This is a genomic window from Cohnella sp. OV330 (genome assembly GCF_900112065.1).
Lineage (GTDB): Bacteria > Bacillota > Bacilli > Paenibacillales > Paenibacillaceae > Cohnella.
The window spans coordinates 306,185-321,256 of sequence record NZ_FOKE01000004.1 but is presented as its reverse complement, the minus strand read 5'-3'; the positions used below and the strand labels follow the sequence as shown (position 1 = coordinate 321,256).

The window sequence follows — 15,072 nt, the reverse complement described above, 5'->3', positions numbered from 1 at the left end:
TGAAGACATGCCGATGGTAGGAGCGGGAGCGGACGAGGACTTCCTGCGCGCACTGTCCGCTTTTGCGGCGTTGACCGGGGACTGCGACGCGCGCTGGGTGGTCGGAGGCAGCGCCGGACTCGCGCTTCGGGGAGCGCGGCTCGCTTCGGCGCCGAGAGACCTGGACATTTATGCGGATGCCGCCGCTGCCGCCGCTCTTCATGAACGAGTAGCCGGCTGGGCCTCGGACGTTCCGGCTTGGGACGAGACGGGACGCTATCGTTCGCTGCTGTCCCATTACAGGTACGGCGGCGTGACGATCGAGCTTGTGGGGGATTTCGAGGTTCAAGCGCCCGGCTCTCGCTATCGGACCGAAGTCGACGCCTTTTTATACGCGCATGGGGACGATTGGACGCCATACGATGGCGCCCGGCCGATCCGCCTTATGCCGCTCGGGCATGAACTGATTTTTAACCTGCTGCGCGAGCGCCGGGACCGCGCGCTCGAAGCGGCCCGGCTAATCCGGAACGAGCCGGAAGCGCACCTGCCTGCGCTTCAGCGGCTAGCCGCGAGACAGTCGCTGTCCGGCGACATAAGGAGCGAGCTGCGGCGACTAACGGCCGCGAAGCCGGAGGAGGGCGCTGACGATGGGCGATAAAGGCGGCTGCGAAGTCGAGTTCGGACCGGAAGGGCAAGTGGCGAACGTCAGGCCGGGCACGACATTGCTCGAAGCGTCCAGAAGGGCGAGGGCGTCGGTGCGCACGCGATGCGGCGGCGTGGCCGGCTGCCTCATGTGCAAGGTGGACGTGCCTCCGGCATACGAGGACGCGCTCACGCTGCCGACGGAAGCTGAGCGGCGCAAGCTCGGTCCGCTGCTGGAACAGGGCGTCAGGTTGTCATGCCAGGCTCGGGTCCGACGCTCTCTTCGGGTCGAGATTCCCGAGGACCCGCTCAAGGCAGCCGTTCGCAGGCAGCTTGAACGGCAGCGCTCGGACGATCTATGGTAAACGACAAGCCGATAATAAAGGCGTACACGGGGGGCTTTTGGACTTGAACATAACGCAATGGATGATTAACGGCCGACTGGCGGCTAAGCGAGCTGCCATGTTCGCAGTCGCGCTTGCGCTGCTGCCGCTGGCAGGCTGCTTGTATCCGGACGAATACACGCCTTCGAATCAAGTGTCGGCCAAGGAAGCGGTGAGCGCCGTCCAGGCCGCGGTCGACAGCTACCGCAAGGACACGGGGCTCCTGCCGATCGAAAATGCTTCGGAGGGGACGCCGCCATACGAGAAGTTCCGTCTCGACTTCGCCAAGCTGAAGCGGATGGGCTACGTAACTGATATTCCGAAGGAAGCGTTCGAGAGCGGCGGCTCCGGCCAATTTCTCATCATCGACGAGGAAAGCGATCCCAAAGTGAAGCTGCTGAACCTGGCCGTCTATCAGGCGATCGGCGCGGTCCAGTCGAAGGTGAACGCTTACGTGCTCAAGCATAAAGGGAAACAGCCGGTATCGGACGAGCTGTATCCGGACTTCCGCAGCATCGATTACAAGGCGCTCGGCATCGACGATCCGGCTATCCGCAGCATGTACACCGGCCGGGTGCTCGAGCTCATGATCGATCCGGGCAGCACCGTCTACGCGGATTACGGCATCGATATCGTCAAGGCTTTGGAAAAGTCGCAAGCCAAGCCGAGCGAGGCGGACGATCTGCGAGCGCTGCTGGCGGACGAGTCGTTTTACGTCCCCGTCAAATCGCCGGTATATCGCTTGGTCGACGGCGAGCCGCGGGCTTATCTTAAATAATGTGCCACGGCCATCGATGGCCGAGCCGAACCGTTCCGCTTGCGGAACGGTTTTTTTGTTGCTTCTTCGGACATAGGCGCTCTCTTCCTGTCATAAGATCATTTGGATGAGCGAACGGCGGGCGGGGCGCTTCAAAAATTACGACTTCTCGTCATATTCGCCGGCATGGCACATACAATGATACTAGTCCAAGTTCATGTACGAGTCCGTCGCGCTGACGGAACCGCAGGCTTCGCGATTACGAAGGGGAGGGAATCTCAGTGGAAAAAGTGGATATTTTCAAAGATATCGCCGAACGTACGGGCGGCGATATCTACCTCGGGGTCGTCGGCGCCGTCCGGACAGGCAAATCGACCTTTATCAAGCGATTCGTGGAAACGGTCGTGCTGCCGAACATCGCACATGAAGCGGATCGCGTCAGGGCGGTCGACGAACTGCCGCAGAGCGCGGCGGGCCGTACGATCATGACGACGGAGCCCAAGTTCGTGCCGAACAACGCCGTTCAGATCAAGGTCGGCGAAGGCCTCGAGGTCAACGTGAGGCTCGTCGATTGCGTCGGCTATGCGGTCGAGGGCGCCAAAGGCTACGAGGACGAAAACGGTCCTCGCATGATCACCACGCCTTGGTTCGAGGAAGCGATTCCTTTCCAGGAAGCGGCGGAGATCGGCACGCGGAAGGTGATCCAGGAACATTCGACCCTGGGCGTCGTCGTAACGACCGACGGTACGATCGCGGAAATTCCGCGCAGCTCCTACGTCGAGGCGGAGGAGCGCGTCATTGCAGAGCTTAAGGAGGTCGGCAAGCCGTTCGTGCTGATCGTCAACTCGACGAGGCCGAAAAGCGAAGAAGCGCTGGCGCTTCGCGCCGAGCTTGCCGCCAAATACGATATACCCGCCATCACGCTGAGCGTGGCGTCGATGGGCGAGGACGAAGTGCTGGGCGTTCTGCGCGAGGTGCTCTACGAGTTCCCCGTTCACGAAGTCAACGTCAACCTGCCGAGCTGGGTCATGGTCCTGCAGGAGCAGCACTGGCTGCGGTCGAGCTACGAAAATTCGGTCCGCGACACCGTCCGCGACATTCGCCGTCTGCGCGACGTTGACCGCGTCGTCTCGCAGTTCCTCGAATACGACTTCGTCGACCGCGCCGGCCTCAGCGGCCTCAACATGGGCCAAGGCGTCGCCGAGATCGACCTGTACGCGCCGGATGAACTGTACGATCGGATCCTGCAGGAGGTCGTCGGCACGGAAATCCGCGGCAAGGACCACTTGCTGCAGCTGATGCAGGAGTTCTCCCACGCCAAGCGGGAGTACGATCGCTTCGCCGAGGCGCTCGAGATGGTGAAGACGACCGGCTACGGCATCGCGGCGCCGACGCTCGCGGAGATGCAGCTCGACGAGCCGGAGCTCATCCGGCAGGGCTCGCGCTTCGGCGTCCGGCTCAAAGCGACCGCGCCATCGATCCATTTGATCCGCGTCGACGTCGAATCGGAGTTCGCGCCGATCATCGGCACGGAAAAGCAGAGCGAGGAGCTCGTGCGCTACCTGATGCAGGACTTCGAAAAGGATCCGATCAAGATCTGGGATTCCGACATCTTCGGGCGCTCGCTCCACTCCATCGTCCGGGAGGGCATCCAAGGCAAGATCGCCATGATGCCGGACAACGCCCGCTACAAGCTGCAAGAAACGCTAGGCCGAATCATCAACGAAGGCTCGGGCGGACTCATCGCCATTATCCTTTAAATGCAAAGCCCGCCCGCCGTATAAGGCGCGCGGGCTTTTTTGCGTTGCGGGGCCGGAGGGGGACGACAGGTTCTTATTTTATTCTTGTTATATCGACATCGTTCGCCTAAAATAGATTCTTGTGTATGCCTGCTGAAAGTTTTATAATCACAAAAACCCATTGACATACTTGGAAATAATGATTATATTTATTTACAGAATGATTTAATAGATTAGGGAGGCCATTCTAGTGAAAAAGCAATTTCGTTTTGGGACCTGGCTCGCGCTGACGATGGCGCTTGTTCTGCTCCTGGCCGCTTGCGGCAACAAAAACAATAACAATGCCGCATCCAGCGGCTCGCCATCGGTATCGCCGTCCGCTTCGGCATCCGGGTCGGCATCGCCTTCCGCATCCGACGCCGGCGGAGACGCTGATGCGCTTAAGGGCAAGAAGATCGCGCTGATCATGCGCCTCAACACGGGCACGTTTTCCGCCCAGTACGTCGACGGCGTCAAAAAGCAAGTCGAGAAGTTCGGCGGCCAGTTGACCGTCATTCCTTCCGACAACAAGCTCGACGTCATGGCGACGAACCTTGACGCAGCCGTCACCCAGAAGTACGACGGCATCCTGCTCGACCACGGCGACGCAGGCGCGCTGACCGCGGGCGTGGACAAGGCGATCGCGGCCGGCATCCCGGTCGTGGCGTTCGACTCGGGTCTGACCAACGCCGGCGTCACGAGCATCGCGCAGAACGACCAGAAGATGGCCGAGCAGACGCTCGCGGCGCTCTCGAAGGATTCGGGCGGCAAAGGCAGCATCGTCAAGATTTGGGTTGCCGGCTTCCCGCCGATGGAGTCCCGCCAGATCGCCTACAAGGCATTCTTGGACGCTAACCCGGACATTAAAGAAATCGCGGCGTTCGGCACCGCGGACGGCGCGCAGCTCGACGCGCAGACGAAGACCGAAGCGATCCTCAAGCAATATCCGGAAAAGGGCAGCATCACCGCCATCTGGGCGGCTTGGGACGAATTCGCCAAAGGCGCGGCCAATGCGGTCAAGCAAGCCGGTCGCGACGAGATCAAGATTTACGGCATCGACCTGAGCGACGAAGACCTCGCGCTGATTCAAGATCCGGCGAGCCCTTGGGTCGCTTCCGCGGCCGTCGATCCGGCATCGATCGGTCAAGTCCAAGTCCGTTACCTGTACCAAAAGCTGCACGGCGACGAAACGCCTCCGACGGTTCAGCTCGACTCCGTATACGTGAGCCGCGACGCGCTGCCGACGGACAAGAAAGTAACGACCGCCGATCTGTCCCAATACGTGGACGGATGGGGCGCGAGCGACACCGGCAACACGGATTACCTCAAGGCGCTTGAGCAATCCGTCGGCGCCAAGTAAAATAGGGTAGGCACGAGGACGGCGCGGGATTCTGACCGCGCCGTCCTGTATTGCGATCGGAGAGATATATCGAAAGGAGGAGCGGAAATGAGCGACGCCTTAGCGCTCGCGATGAAAAACATATCGAAATCGTTCGCCGGCGTAAGCGCGCTCGATGGCGTCGATTTTACGCTGCGTCCGGGGGAAGTGCATGCCCTGCTCGGCGCGAACGGCGCCGGCAAAAGCACGCTGATGAAAATATTGTCCGGCGCTTACGCCGCGGACGGCGGCACGATCCAGGTCGGAGACCGGAAGCTGTCGATTGCGTCGCCTGCCGACGCCAAGGCGGAAGGCATTCACTGCGTATACCAAGAGGTCGACACCTCCTTGGTGCCGCATCTCACCGTGGCGGAAAACATGATGCTCGACCGGATCGCGGCAGGCAAGGGACCGATGTGGATGAACTGGGGCGCCATCGGCCGGGAGGCGGAAGCGGTGCTCGCCCGGATCGGATCGCGTATCCCGGTCAAGCGCAGGGCGGACGAGCTTACGCTGGCGGAAAAGCAGATCGTGCTGATCGCCAGGCTCCTCGTGCAGGAGGCCAAATTCGTCATTCTCGACGAGCCTACGGCCCCGCTTAGCCTTGAAGAAGCGGACCGGCTATTCGGCATCATGGACGAACTGAAAAAACAAGGCATCGGCATCGTATTTATTTCGCATCGGCTGCCCGAGGTTAAGCAGGTCAGCGACCGGATTACCGTTATGCGCGACGGCAAGGTCGTGCTGTCCGAGCCGGCATCGGCGGTGGAATCGGGCGACATCGTTCGAGCGATGCTCGGACGCAGCTTCGAGGAGGAATATCCGAAAGCGACCGTGCCGATCGGCGAGACGCTGTTCGAGGTCGAGGACGTCGCGGCCGGCCATCGTGTCCGGGGCGTGAACCTCACCGTTCGCCGCGGCGAGATCGTCGCGGTCGTCGGCCTCGTCGGCGCAGGCAAGACGGAGCTGTCGAGGCTGCTGTTCGGAGCGGATCCGGCAGACCGGGGCAAGGTTAAAATCGCCGGCAAGAAGGTGAGAGCCGCATCGCCGGCTGACGCCGTCCGTGCCGGAATCGCGCTCGTGCCGGAAGAGCGGCGCAAGGAAGGCATTCTAGTCGGTTCTTCGGTCCTCCATAATCTGAGTTTGCCGATTTTGAAGCAGCTGAGCGGCGCCCTCGGCTTTCTCTCCAGGCTGTCGGAGCGCAAGCACGCCGAAGGCATGGTCGGCCAGCTTGGCATCCGTACGGCCTCGACCGGCCAGCTCGTCGGCTATTTAAGCGGCGGCAACCAGCAGAAGGTCGCGATCGGCAAATGGATGGCGACAGACGCGGAAGTATTTATGTTCGACGAGCCGACCAAAGGCGTGGACGTCGGCGCGAAGCGCGACATTTTCCGCATCATCGGCGAGCTGGCAGCGGCAGGCAAGGGCGTCCTGTACTTGACCTGCGAATTCGCCGAGGCGCTGGGGCTCGCGGACCGCATCCTCGTGATGTGCGACGGCGCGATCGTCAAGGAGTTCGCCCGCGGCAGCGTCACCATGGAAGAGCTTCTTTATTACGCGAGCGCAGGCAAGGAGGATCTGTCGTGAACAACCGGCTGTTGCAATTTTCGTACAAATACGGCGCGCTTATTTTTATCGGGCTCGTCATCTTGTTTTTTTCGCTGCGCAACGAGTACTTTTTCACTTATTCAAATCTCGTTGACATTTTGCGTTCGATCTCGATTCTCACCTTCGTGGCGATCGGGGTGACCATCTCGCTGACGGTCGACGGCTTCGATCTGTCCGTCGGGTCGACGGTATCGCTGACGACGGTCGCCACGGCCACGATGATGATCTGGTACGAGCTGCCGCTGGCGGTCGTGCTCATCGTGCCCCTGATCATCGGAGCCGTCGTAGGCCTGCTTAACGCCTTTCTGATCGTCAAGGTCCGGATTCCCGACCTATTGGCTACCTTGGCGGTCATGTACATCGTGAGCGGCATTCACAAGACCTACACGAAGGGGTATTCGATCTATAACAACATGCAGTTCCAGGACGGCACCAAGGCGCCTGGCGTCATGAACCCCGACTTTCTTTGGATCGGCCAAGGCAAGCTGTTCGGCGTTCCCTTCCCGGTCATTTTAATGATCCTGGCGGTTATCGGCGCGCATGTGTTTCTTAAATACACGCGCTTCGGCCGCCAGACGACGATGACAGGCGGCAACGAGGAGGCTGCGCGTCTGTCCGGCGTCCGGGTTCGTCGCGTCCGCGCATGGGCTTACGTCGCTTCGGGCGTCTTCGCCGCCATCGGCGGCATCCTGTACACCGCGCGCGTCGGGTCCGGCCAGATCGACGCCGGCGCGCCGATGCTGATGGATGCCGTCGCGGCCGTCTTCGTCGGCTACTCCGTTTTCGGCGCCGGCCGTCCGAACATTATCGGGACTTTCGTAGGGGCTGTCCTGACGGGCATCCTGATCAACGGATTGACGATGCTGCACGTTCAATATTACACGACGGATATTATCAAAGGGGCCGTCCTCGTGCTGGCGTTGACCGTCACGTTCGTGCATTTGAGCCGTCGCAGGGCGTGAAAATAACGCGCTTGCCGCTTGCCGCTTGCGGCGCCGCCGTTTTCATGTGTATAATTTTCGTTGAAACGGATAAACAGATACTACGCCAGTTGTCCGTATGGGAGGTGAATGCATTGAACAAGACCGAACTGATCGCGAAGGTTTCCGAGCTTGCCGACCTTTCCAAGAAGGACGCGACATCCGCGGTTGACGCCGTTTTCGACGTCATCTCCGAAGCGCTCCAATCCGGCGATAAAGTACAGCTCGTCGGCTTCGGCAACTTCGAGGTTCGCGAACGCTCCGCCCGCAAAGGCCGGAACCCGCAGACCGGCGACGAGATCGAGATTCCGGCAGGCAAGATCCCCGCGTTCAAGCCGGGGAAGGCGCTCAAGGACGGAATTAAATAATAAGACCTAAGCGTTGGCGCTAGCGCTACATACCGCGTGCCGGGTACGCTGCGCACGGGAAGCCATCTTAGCCTGTATCAAGGGCGAAGATGGCTTTTTCTATTCGTTCGCGATCCTCGCGGGCCGGCCCATATTTTGCGATAAAGCGATTTACACGCATCGACACGAATGTTAGTATTTTATCAGAATAGGTATTCAGGTGGATTTTGTAAAATAATATCTTCCAACAGTGGATGATTTTATCGTTTTATAGTATTTTAGATAAAAGGGGCTCAAAGCCAATGCATTATGTACCATTCATAGTAGGAGCCGCCATCGAATGCTTCGGCGTTTTCCTGGTCATGTTTTCCCTTTTTCGCTTCCGACTCAACAGGAGGGCCTTCATCACCGTATCCATCGTTGCGTTCATGATGAGCCAGGTTTCCTACTTTACGAGATTGAATCCGGAGACCGTAAACCTTTCGACTTATATACAATTCTTTCTCTACGTCATCATTTTATGGATTCTTTTTCGAGTCCCGATTTTCTATTCGATCATTATGAATTTCGCAGGCCTTTCGCTGCTTATCGTCGTCCAAGGCGTCACGATCCTCGCATTGGGGCAGTACAACTCCATCTCCGTCGAGACGATCAAGGACGACGAGGCGATCAGCGTATCGGCGCAGCTGCTTACGTTCATCCTGATGTTCGTCGTCGCCCGCATCATCAAGCGATTCAATTGGGGATTCGACTTCGTGCCGACCTCGCGCAGACACGATCTGGAGTTCAAAGGGACCAATGCGACGCTGATTGCCGTCATTATTTCGGCGATCGTCGCGTTTATGGTGCTGGCCTACGTCTTCCGCAATGAATTCGAAGATTACGTCGTTTACGCGAGTCTCGTATTTATATTGACTTTGCCGCCGTTTCTTTATATCGCCTTAAGGAAGGACAATGAGGATGCTGCGTAAATACTCGGAAGGCCTCAACTACAGGATGACCGAAGCGGGCGTACAGGCGCCTTCGGCGGACGTCATCGAATACGCGCTCAAGATCATCGTCAATACGGTGCTCATCGCGACGGTCACGCTTGTATTGGGCCTGGTGACCGGCGAGCCGGCGGCTACCTTGGCCGTGATCGTATCTTTTGCGATTCTCCGTCTCGCGACGGGAGGATATCACCTGCACTCGAACGTCGGCTGTATCGTCGGTTCCACGATCGTTTTGACGTTGATTCCCCATATCCACCTCTCGAATGCATGGTCGCTCGGGCTGACGATTTTTGCCTTCGCGATGGTCGCGATTTTCGCGCCTTCCAACTTCGACAAATACGCATGGATCAAGCCGAGACACTATCCGATCCTCAAGGCGATCGGGCTCGCGATCGTCGTTTCGAATCTGTGGATTCGATCCGATCTGCTCGCTTTGACCTTCGCGGTTCAGACGCTTCTGCTGCCATTTAAGGAAGGAGGTGAAGAAAAATGAAAAAACGCGCATACAGTGTGGTAGGTTCCCTGCTGGTAGCTGTCGCTTCCTTGTTCGCATTTACGGGCTGCTACGTATTCCTGAACAAACCTACAATGCCGAAGGAGCTCCGCAGATGAGCAAATTGATTCCGGTTTCCATTCGCCGCGGCAAAGAGGTTGAAGTGATCGAGATTCCGCTCGAAGATGTGCTGTTCCAGTTCATCGAGAACGGAGTTATCAAGTTTCAGACATCGTACGGCGTCTTCAGCCATCTCAGCTCCCTTGAAGAATTCGACCGCTATTTGTCCGGCGAGGGCTTCCGAAAAGTCGAACGCGGCTATTTGGTGCAGACGGATAAAATCCAGCGGTACGACGGAGATCTCGGGCGCGTGTTTTTTGAAGGCGGCATCAGCGCGCCGGTGTCCAGGGCCCACCACAAAGACTTGGTCGCTTTCCTTCGGGAAGGTTCCGAGGCGCCTGTTTACAGATTGAATCTCAAGCCTTCCAAAGCTTAAGAGGAATGGCCGACGGCACTGCTGGATCGCCGTCGGCTACCTGGGATCAGCCACTCCAAATATTTATTCGAACGATCTAGTTAAGCTTGCAAGCGAAACGTAGACCATGCTATAATCACATACGTTCGCTATTATTCCGGGACGTAGCACAGTCTGGTAGCGCGCACCCTTGGGGTGGGTGAGGTCGTGGGTTCGAATCCCGCCGTTCCGACCATTACATACGTGAACAAGACTGCTTCCCGCGGCTTCGACCCGGGGAGCTGTTTTTATTAGTAGAGGCGTTCTGATTTTGAGGCAGACAACCGTCACAAGATGACAAGGAGGCAGCGGATATGGAAATCCCTAACCAAGCGGACTATATCGTCGTCAAAGCCAAAGAAAGCGGCGTCAACGTGATCGGATTGACGCGCGGACAGGATACTCGATTCCACCATACGGAGAAGCTGGACAAAGGCGAGGTGCTGATCGCTCAATTTACCGATCATACGTCCGCCATCAAGATCCGCGGCAAAGCCACGGTCTTGACCAAGTACGGAATCGTCGAGACGGACAATTAAAAGCATGTCTCGTAGAGCAGGCATAGCCTGCCCTTTTTATTTATACAATGGAAGGAGCGAAGGCCGGGGCGGTCACGGGAGGGATATCGATGCGTCATTGGTGGAGCGGGATCGCGCTGCTTGCGGCCGGCGTCTGCATCATCGTGCTGCTAAGCCTAATTCAACCTGCGCGTCCTGACCGCACTCGATCGGGCGCGGAAGGGCTCTTCGTTCCGATACGCAGCGAACGTCTCGTCGACGAGGGCGTCGCCGATCTGATCGATCCTTTGCCGCTCGCGAACGTGCTTAACCGCGTCAGATGGGAGCCCGGTATCCTGAGCGTGGATCTCGCGGTCGCGCCGGGTACAAGCGGCACCGCAGCGCTGCTAGGGGACATTTACGAGCTGTCCAGAGCGTCGTTCGAGCGCGTGAACAATGTCAGGCAACTCCTGATCCGGATCTATTTGCCGGAGGGAGAGCGCAGGGTGCTGCTCGCATCGGCTGACATCAGGGCCACGGATTGGGCGGCGCTGAACGAATCCACGCAGTCCGAAGGGGCGCAGGCTTCCCGATATCGCTTGAGCTGGACGGCAGCCGGGCGGTCCTGGCTCGCAAATTTAGCGTTTTAATGAACGGTTTGCGCGTCTCATGCGGCGCGCAAACGGTTATGTTATAATTAATAAATTGAAAAAGCGACGACACCCGCGTTTTGCAACTCCGGAGGCTGAACATGACACGTAAACCGATCGCGCAATTGGCCCGCAAATATACAGAATACGATATGATCACTAGGCATACGGACCTGCCCGAGTTCCCGGAAGGGCGCGTTCGTCTGCTTCAAGCCGTGCTTGCGGACCTGCAGGAGCTGGGCGGGCAGGCGGAGCTGTATCCGCTCGCGACTTCCTTGGTCCAGCTGGGGCTCGATACGCACGACCTCGTCGAAAACGAAGAGAGCGGCGCCAAAGCCCAAACGAAGCAAATGCGCGCCAGGCAGATGAAGGTGCTGGCAGGCGACTATTTCAGCGGCCGTTTCTATCATTTGCTGTCCCAAGCCGGCCAGATCGAGACGGTCAAGCGGCTGAGCGAAGCGGTATGCGAAGTGAATCGGATCAAGATGTCCTTGTACGGCAAAATGAAGCAAATGCGCATCAACGCCGAAGAATACGTCAGCTACGGTTCAGCGATCCGGGGCGTTCTTTTCATGTCGTTCGGCCATCTGATGAGCGGCATGTACGCCAAGCTGTGGCCCGAGCTCGTCGAGCGCTTTTCCCGTTGCGAGCTGCTCCTCCAAGAGCTGCTCCGGCTTCAGCGCCCGGATGAGCTGAGCGGAAGCTGGGGCGTGTGGCATGTGATGGGCGAAGGCAGCGCCGAGGACCGGAGAGCGCTCGAGGAGCGGGCGGACGACCACGGCTTGCTCCGCCAGCTGATGGACAAATATGGCGTGGCGGACAAGCTTGTCGCGCTGCTGAGACAGTCCGCCGGACAGCTCCAAGCGATGCTGCCCAAGCTTCCGTCCGACAAACTGGCGGCGGAGCTGGCGAGTTTAATCGAGCCGTTTCTTCACGGACCCGCGTGGGTGCCGGCCGCGGCGATCAAGGAGTTGGGATGACCAGAATGGATGCGAAGTCCAAGCAGAATCACGTTCATTCCGTCTTCGAGAGCATCGCGCCGAAGTACGATATGATGAACGACATTATCAGCTTCCGCCGCCACAAGGCGTGGCGGAAGTTCACCATGCGCAAGATGAACGTTAAAAACGGCGAGACTTCGCTGGATCTCTGCTGCGGTACGTGCGACTGGACCATCGCGCTGGCCGAGGCGAGCCGTACCGGACGAACCGTCGGACTCGACTTCAGCGCCGGCATGCTCGCCGTCGGCCGGGAGAAGGTCAAGCAAAAAGGGTTGGACAAGCAGATTGAGCTCGTGCAGGGCAACGCCATGGAACTTCCGTTTGCGGACAGCACGTTCGATTACGTCACGATCGGCTTCGGACTTCGCAACGTGCCCGATTACGCCAAGGTTCTTTCCGAGATGCATCGCGTCGTCAAGCCGGGCGGACAGGTCGTCTGTCTCGAGATGTCCAAGCCGGGTTGGCAGCCGTTTAAAGCCATTTATTATTTCTATTTTAAAAAGTTGATGCCCCTGCTCGGCAAGCTCGTGGCGCGCAAGTACGACCAGTACCGTTGGCTGCCCGAGTCGCTGGCCGATTTTCCCGACCTGCCGAGGCTTGCCGAGATGTTCAGAGAGGCCGGCCTGCAGGAAGTGCGCGCGTTTCCGCTAGCCGGCGGCGTCGCGGCGCTGCATATGGGGAAGAAAGGGAATGAACGGGCATGATTCGGAAGTTGAAGATTTTCCTTGAAATGATTAAGTTTGAACATACGATATTCGCCTTGCCGTTCGCTTACGTCGGCACGATCCTAGGCTCCGTCACCGTCAACCGCGAGCTGCCTTCCTGGGCGCAGTGCGGTTGGATCCTGCTAGCGATGGTCGGCGCTCGGACGGCCGCGATGAGTCTGAACCGGATCATCGACAAGGCCATCGACGCCCGCAACCCGCGAACGGCGGGAAGAGCCATTCCGGCGGGATTGTTGAAGTCGTCCGAAGCGGTGCTTTTCGTCATCGTTTCCTTCGCTCTGCTGTTCTGGGCGGCATCGCAACTAAACCCGCTGGCGCTTAAGCTGATGCCGGTCGCAGTATTTATGACGGTTATTTATTCTTACACCAAGCGCTTCACATGGGCTTGCCATCTGGTGCTCGGCCTCACGCTCGGACTCGCCCCGCTCGGCGGCTGGGTGGCCGTCACCGGGACGATCACCTGGCCTGCGGTTGTGCTTTTCGCGGCGGTCGCCTTGTGGTCGACGGGCTTCGATATTATATACGCCTGCCAGGATGTCGACTTCGACCGCAAGGAAGGCTTGTACTCTTACCCGGCGCGCTTCGGCATCGCCACGGCACTGATGACCGCCAGGGTTATGCATGTCGTCACGCTCGCGGGCTTCATTTTGCTGCTGGCCATGACGGACCTCAGCTGGTGGTATTTGGCCGGCACCATCGTAGCGGCCGTGCTGCTGTATTATGAGCATCAGCTTGTGAAGCCGAACGATTTGAGCAAACTGAATGCCGCTTTCTTTACGATGAACGGCGTGCTCAGCACGGTCTTGTTCGTTTTCACGTTCATCGATCTCGTGTTGGTGCACAAATGGTGAGGCAGGCGGAACGTCCTCGTCGTTGGGCGGTCGGGATTACCGGCGCGAGCGGGGCGGCGTACGGCATCAGCTTGTGCCGGGAGCTGCTGAGAGCGGGCATCGATGTACATCTGGTCATTTCCGAAGCCGGATGGCGCGTGCTTAAGGAGGAGCTCGGCTGGAATGCGACCAAGCGCGCCGCTTCCGTGGCCGAGGCTTTCGCGGACATAGAGGGCGGCGAGCTGGTTTTCTATCCGCCCGGCGATATCGGCGCCGCAATCGCAAGCGGATCCTTTCGTTGCGAGGGGATGGTCGTCGTCCCTTGCTCGATGGGGACGCTCTCCGCGATCGCTCACGGCAGCTCGGACAACCTGATGACGCGGGCAGCCGACGTAACGATGAAGGAAGGGCGTCCGCTGCTGCTTGTGCCGCGCGAGACGCCGCTGAACGCGGTTCATTTGGAAAACATGCTGAAGCTCGCTCGGATCGGCGTACGCATCATTCCTGCGATGCCCGCTTTTTACCAAGGTCCGCAGTCGCTTGAAGATGTCGTCAGGTTCATGACCGGCAAGATCATGGACGTCATGGGGCTTGATCATCATTTATACAGCAGATGGGGCGAACGCGATGAATCATGACCGAACGGAGCCGATCCGGATCGGCAGAATCGACTATACGAACGTATGGCCAGTGTTCCATCACTTCGATCCCGAGCAGCTCAGCTGCGCGCCTAAGCTGGTGCGGGCGATGCCCGCCGAGCTCAACCGGCGGCTGCGCGAAGGCGCGATCGACATGGCGGCGATCTCTTCGTTCGCCTACGGCCTTAACAGCGAAGACTATGTGCTGCTTCCGAATCTGTCGGTGAGCGCACGCGGTCCCGTACAGTCGATTCTGCTGTTCCTGAAGTCACCGCTCAAAAAGGTGTTGGACGGCGGCCGGATCGCCATGACGACCACGTCCGCTACCTCGGTGAACTTATTAAAGATTTTGATGGAAAAATTCCACGGCGGACATCCGGTATACGAAACCGCGGAACCGGACCTCGATTCGATGCTGACGCATGCCGACGCCGCGCTTCTCATCGGCGACCACGCCATTCGGGCCTCCTGGCAAAACCACGGCTACGAAGTCATCGACTTGTCGGACAGCTGGTATCGGTTTACGGGCATGTGGATGACCTTCGCGGTATGGGCCGTCAGGCGGGAGGCCGCCGCCGCGAAGTCTGCGGACATCGGAGAGATCTACAGGGCATTGGTCGACTCCAAGCGGCGTTCGTACGGCGACATGCGGCCAGTGATCGAGCACGCGCTGCGATCCGTCGGCGGTACCGAGGCGTATTGGAAAGGATACTTCGGCGGGCTGAACCACGATTTCGGGGCGGGACAGCGCGAAGGCTTGTCTTTGTTTTTCAAATACGCGCGAGAGCTCGGCCATATGGACAAGAATGTCGCGATCGAGGAATGGAGCTTGGCCGGACCGATCGCGACGCCAGCGGCACCACCACAATGAACCGAAGGT

Annotated in this window: 19 protein-coding genes and 1 tRNA gene; all 20 read left to right on the top strand. The window is 58.8% G+C overall.

Annotated features, from left to right (window positions below; all coding sequences use genetic code 11):
- Window positions 1–7 precede the first annotated feature (7 nt).
- The gene (locus tag BM235_RS11395) at window positions 8–637 is read left to right on the top strand and encodes a nucleotidyltransferase family protein (protein WP_090112870.1); all 630 of its coding nucleotides are present in this window, start codon (window positions 8–10) and stop codon (window positions 635–637) included.
- Entirely contained in the window at window positions 627–986 is a 360-nt protein-coding gene (locus BM235_RS11390; RefSeq protein WP_090112869.1) for a 2Fe-2S iron-sulfur cluster-binding protein, read from the top strand. Before BM235_RS11395 ends, BM235_RS11390 begins: the two co-directional genes overlap by 11 nt.
- Before the next feature lie 43 nt (window positions 987–1,029).
- Window positions 1,030–1,782, top strand: coding sequence for a hypothetical protein (locus BM235_RS11385; RefSeq protein ID WP_090112867.1), 753 nt, complete (start codon window positions 1,030–1,032; stop codon window positions 1,780–1,782).
- Window positions 1,783–2,042: 260 nt separating this feature from the next.
- A complete protein-coding gene (spoIVA, locus tag BM235_RS11380) occupies window positions 2,043–3,521 on the top strand; it encodes a stage IV sporulation protein A (RefSeq protein WP_090112865.1) in 1,479 nt (492 codons plus the stop codon).
- A 229-nt stretch (window positions 3,522–3,750) separates the two neighbouring features.
- The gene (locus BM235_RS11375; protein WP_255374317.1) at window positions 3,751–4,899 is read left to right on the top strand and encodes a sugar ABC transporter substrate-binding protein; all 1,149 of its coding nucleotides are present in this window, start codon (window positions 3,751–3,753) and stop codon (window positions 4,897–4,899) included.
- Between the two features lie 87 nt (window positions 4,900–4,986).
- Window positions 4,987–6,504, top strand: a complete 1,518-nt coding sequence (locus BM235_RS11370; RefSeq protein WP_255374316.1) for a sugar ABC transporter ATP-binding protein — start codon at window positions 4,987–4,989, stop codon at window positions 6,502–6,504.
- Window positions 6,501–7,487, top strand: a complete 987-nt coding sequence (locus BM235_RS11365; protein WP_090112864.1) for an ABC transporter permease — start codon at window positions 6,501–6,503, stop codon at window positions 7,485–7,487. The genes BM235_RS11370 and BM235_RS11365 overlap by 4 nt, the downstream gene beginning before the upstream one ends.
- Window positions 7,488–7,600: 113 nt before the next feature.
- Window positions 7,601–7,873, top strand: a complete 273-nt coding sequence (locus tag BM235_RS11360) for an HU family DNA-binding protein (protein ID WP_090112863.1) — start codon at window positions 7,601–7,603, stop codon at window positions 7,871–7,873.
- Window positions 7,874–8,154: 281 nt separating this feature from the next.
- The gene (locus BM235_RS11355) at window positions 8,155–8,823 is read left to right on the top strand and encodes a hypothetical protein (protein WP_090112862.1); all 669 of its coding nucleotides are present in this window, start codon (window positions 8,155–8,157) and stop codon (window positions 8,821–8,823) included.
- Window positions 8,813–9,337 (top strand): accessory gene regulator B family protein, encoded by a 525-nt coding sequence (locus BM235_RS11350; RefSeq protein WP_158543734.1) that lies wholly within the window; start codon window positions 8,813–8,815, stop codon window positions 9,335–9,337. The genes BM235_RS11355 and BM235_RS11350 overlap by 11 nt, the downstream gene beginning before the upstream one ends.
- Window positions 9,334–9,456 (top strand): cyclic lactone autoinducer peptide, encoded by a 123-nt coding sequence (locus BM235_RS11345; protein ID WP_090112858.1) that lies wholly within the window; start codon window positions 9,334–9,336, stop codon window positions 9,454–9,456. The genes BM235_RS11350 and BM235_RS11345 overlap by 4 nt, the downstream gene beginning before the upstream one ends.
- Complete coding sequence (locus tag BM235_RS11340) at window positions 9,453–9,833, top strand: LytTR family DNA-binding domain-containing protein (RefSeq protein WP_090112856.1); 381 nt, start codon at window positions 9,453–9,455, stop codon at window positions 9,831–9,833. Before BM235_RS11345 ends, BM235_RS11340 begins: the two co-directional genes overlap by 4 nt.
- A 137-nt stretch (window positions 9,834–9,970) precedes the next feature.
- Window positions 9,971–10,047 (top strand) — tRNA-Pro (locus tag BM235_RS11335).
- Between the two features lie 118 nt (window positions 10,048–10,165).
- Complete coding sequence (mtrB, locus tag BM235_RS11330; RefSeq protein ID WP_090112854.1) at window positions 10,166–10,390, top strand: trp RNA-binding attenuation protein MtrB; 225 nt, start codon at window positions 10,166–10,168, stop codon at window positions 10,388–10,390.
- An 89-nt stretch (window positions 10,391–10,479) separates the two neighbouring features.
- Window positions 10,480–10,998, top strand: coding sequence for a hypothetical protein (locus BM235_RS11325; RefSeq protein ID WP_090112852.1), 519 nt, complete (start codon window positions 10,480–10,482; stop codon window positions 10,996–10,998).
- A gap of 101 nt (window positions 10,999–11,099) precedes the next feature.
- Window positions 11,100–11,978 (top strand): heptaprenyl diphosphate synthase component 1, encoded by an 879-nt coding sequence (locus BM235_RS11320; RefSeq protein WP_090112850.1) that lies wholly within the window; start codon window positions 11,100–11,102, stop codon window positions 11,976–11,978.
- 5 nt (window positions 11,979–11,983) lie between these two features.
- Window positions 11,984–12,703: a demethylmenaquinone methyltransferase gene (locus BM235_RS11315; protein WP_369803508.1), complete on the top strand. Its 720-nt coding sequence runs from the start codon at window positions 11,984–11,986 to the stop codon at window positions 12,701–12,703.
- Window positions 12,700–13,575 carry a UbiA-like polyprenyltransferase gene (locus BM235_RS11310; RefSeq protein WP_090112847.1) on the top strand — a complete coding sequence of 292 codons (876 nt, stop codon included), beginning with the start codon at window positions 12,700–12,702 and terminating at the stop codon, window positions 13,573–13,575. Before BM235_RS11315 ends, BM235_RS11310 begins: the two co-directional genes overlap by 4 nt.
- A complete protein-coding gene (locus tag BM235_RS11305) occupies window positions 13,569–14,192 on the top strand; it encodes a UbiX family flavin prenyltransferase (protein ID WP_090112845.1) in 624 nt (207 codons plus the stop codon). The genes BM235_RS11310 and BM235_RS11305 overlap by 7 nt, the downstream gene beginning before the upstream one ends.
- Complete coding sequence (locus BM235_RS11300; RefSeq protein WP_090112843.1) at window positions 14,182–15,063, top strand: menaquinone biosynthesis protein; 882 nt, start codon at window positions 14,182–14,184, stop codon at window positions 15,061–15,063. The genes BM235_RS11305 and BM235_RS11300 overlap by 11 nt, the downstream gene beginning before the upstream one ends.
- The last annotated feature ends 9 nt before the right edge of the window (window positions 15,064–15,072 follow it).

Bases quoted from the DNA above. Each gene is read 5' to 3' on its own strand.
- BM235_RS11395 (WP_090112870.1), top strand. From the start codon at position 8: ATGCCGATGGTAGGAGCGGGAGCGGACGAGGACTTCCTGCGCGCACTG.
- BM235_RS11390 (WP_090112869.1), top strand. From the start codon at position 627: ATGGGCGATAAAGGCGGCTGCGAAGTCGAGTTCGGACCGGAAGGGCAA.
- BM235_RS11370 (WP_255374316.1), top strand. From the start codon at position 4,987: ATGAGCGACGCCTTAGCGCTCGCGATGAAAAACATATCGAAATCGTTC.
- BM235_RS11355 (WP_090112862.1), top strand. From the start codon at position 8,155: ATGCATTATGTACCATTCATAGTAGGAGCCGCCATCGAATGCTTCGGC.
- BM235_RS11350 (WP_158543734.1), top strand. From the start codon at position 8,813: ATGCTGCGTAAATACTCGGAAGGCCTCAACTACAGGATGACCGAAGCG.
- BM235_RS11345 (WP_090112858.1), top strand. From the start codon at position 9,334: ATGAAAAAACGCGCATACAGTGTGGTAGGTTCCCTGCTGGTAGCTGTC.
- BM235_RS11340 (WP_090112856.1), top strand. From the start codon at position 9,453: ATGAGCAAATTGATTCCGGTTTCCATTCGCCGCGGCAAAGAGGTTGAA.
- mtrB (WP_090112854.1), top strand. From the start codon at position 10,166: ATGGAAATCCCTAACCAAGCGGACTATATCGTCGTCAAAGCCAAAGAA.
- BM235_RS11325 (WP_090112852.1), top strand. From the start codon at position 10,480: ATGCGTCATTGGTGGAGCGGGATCGCGCTGCTTGCGGCCGGCGTCTGC.
- BM235_RS11320 (WP_090112850.1), top strand. From the start codon at position 11,100: ATGACACGTAAACCGATCGCGCAATTGGCCCGCAAATATACAGAATAC.
- BM235_RS11315 (WP_369803508.1), top strand. From the start codon at position 11,984: ATGGATGCGAAGTCCAAGCAGAATCACGTTCATTCCGTCTTCGAGAGC.
- BM235_RS11310 (WP_090112847.1), top strand. From the start codon at position 12,700: ATGATTCGGAAGTTGAAGATTTTCCTTGAAATGATTAAGTTTGAACAT.
- BM235_RS11305 (WP_090112845.1), top strand. From the start codon at position 13,569: ATGGTGAGGCAGGCGGAACGTCCTCGTCGTTGGGCGGTCGGGATTACC.
- BM235_RS11300 (WP_090112843.1), top strand. From the start codon at position 14,182: ATGAATCATGACCGAACGGAGCCGATCCGGATCGGCAGAATCGACTAT.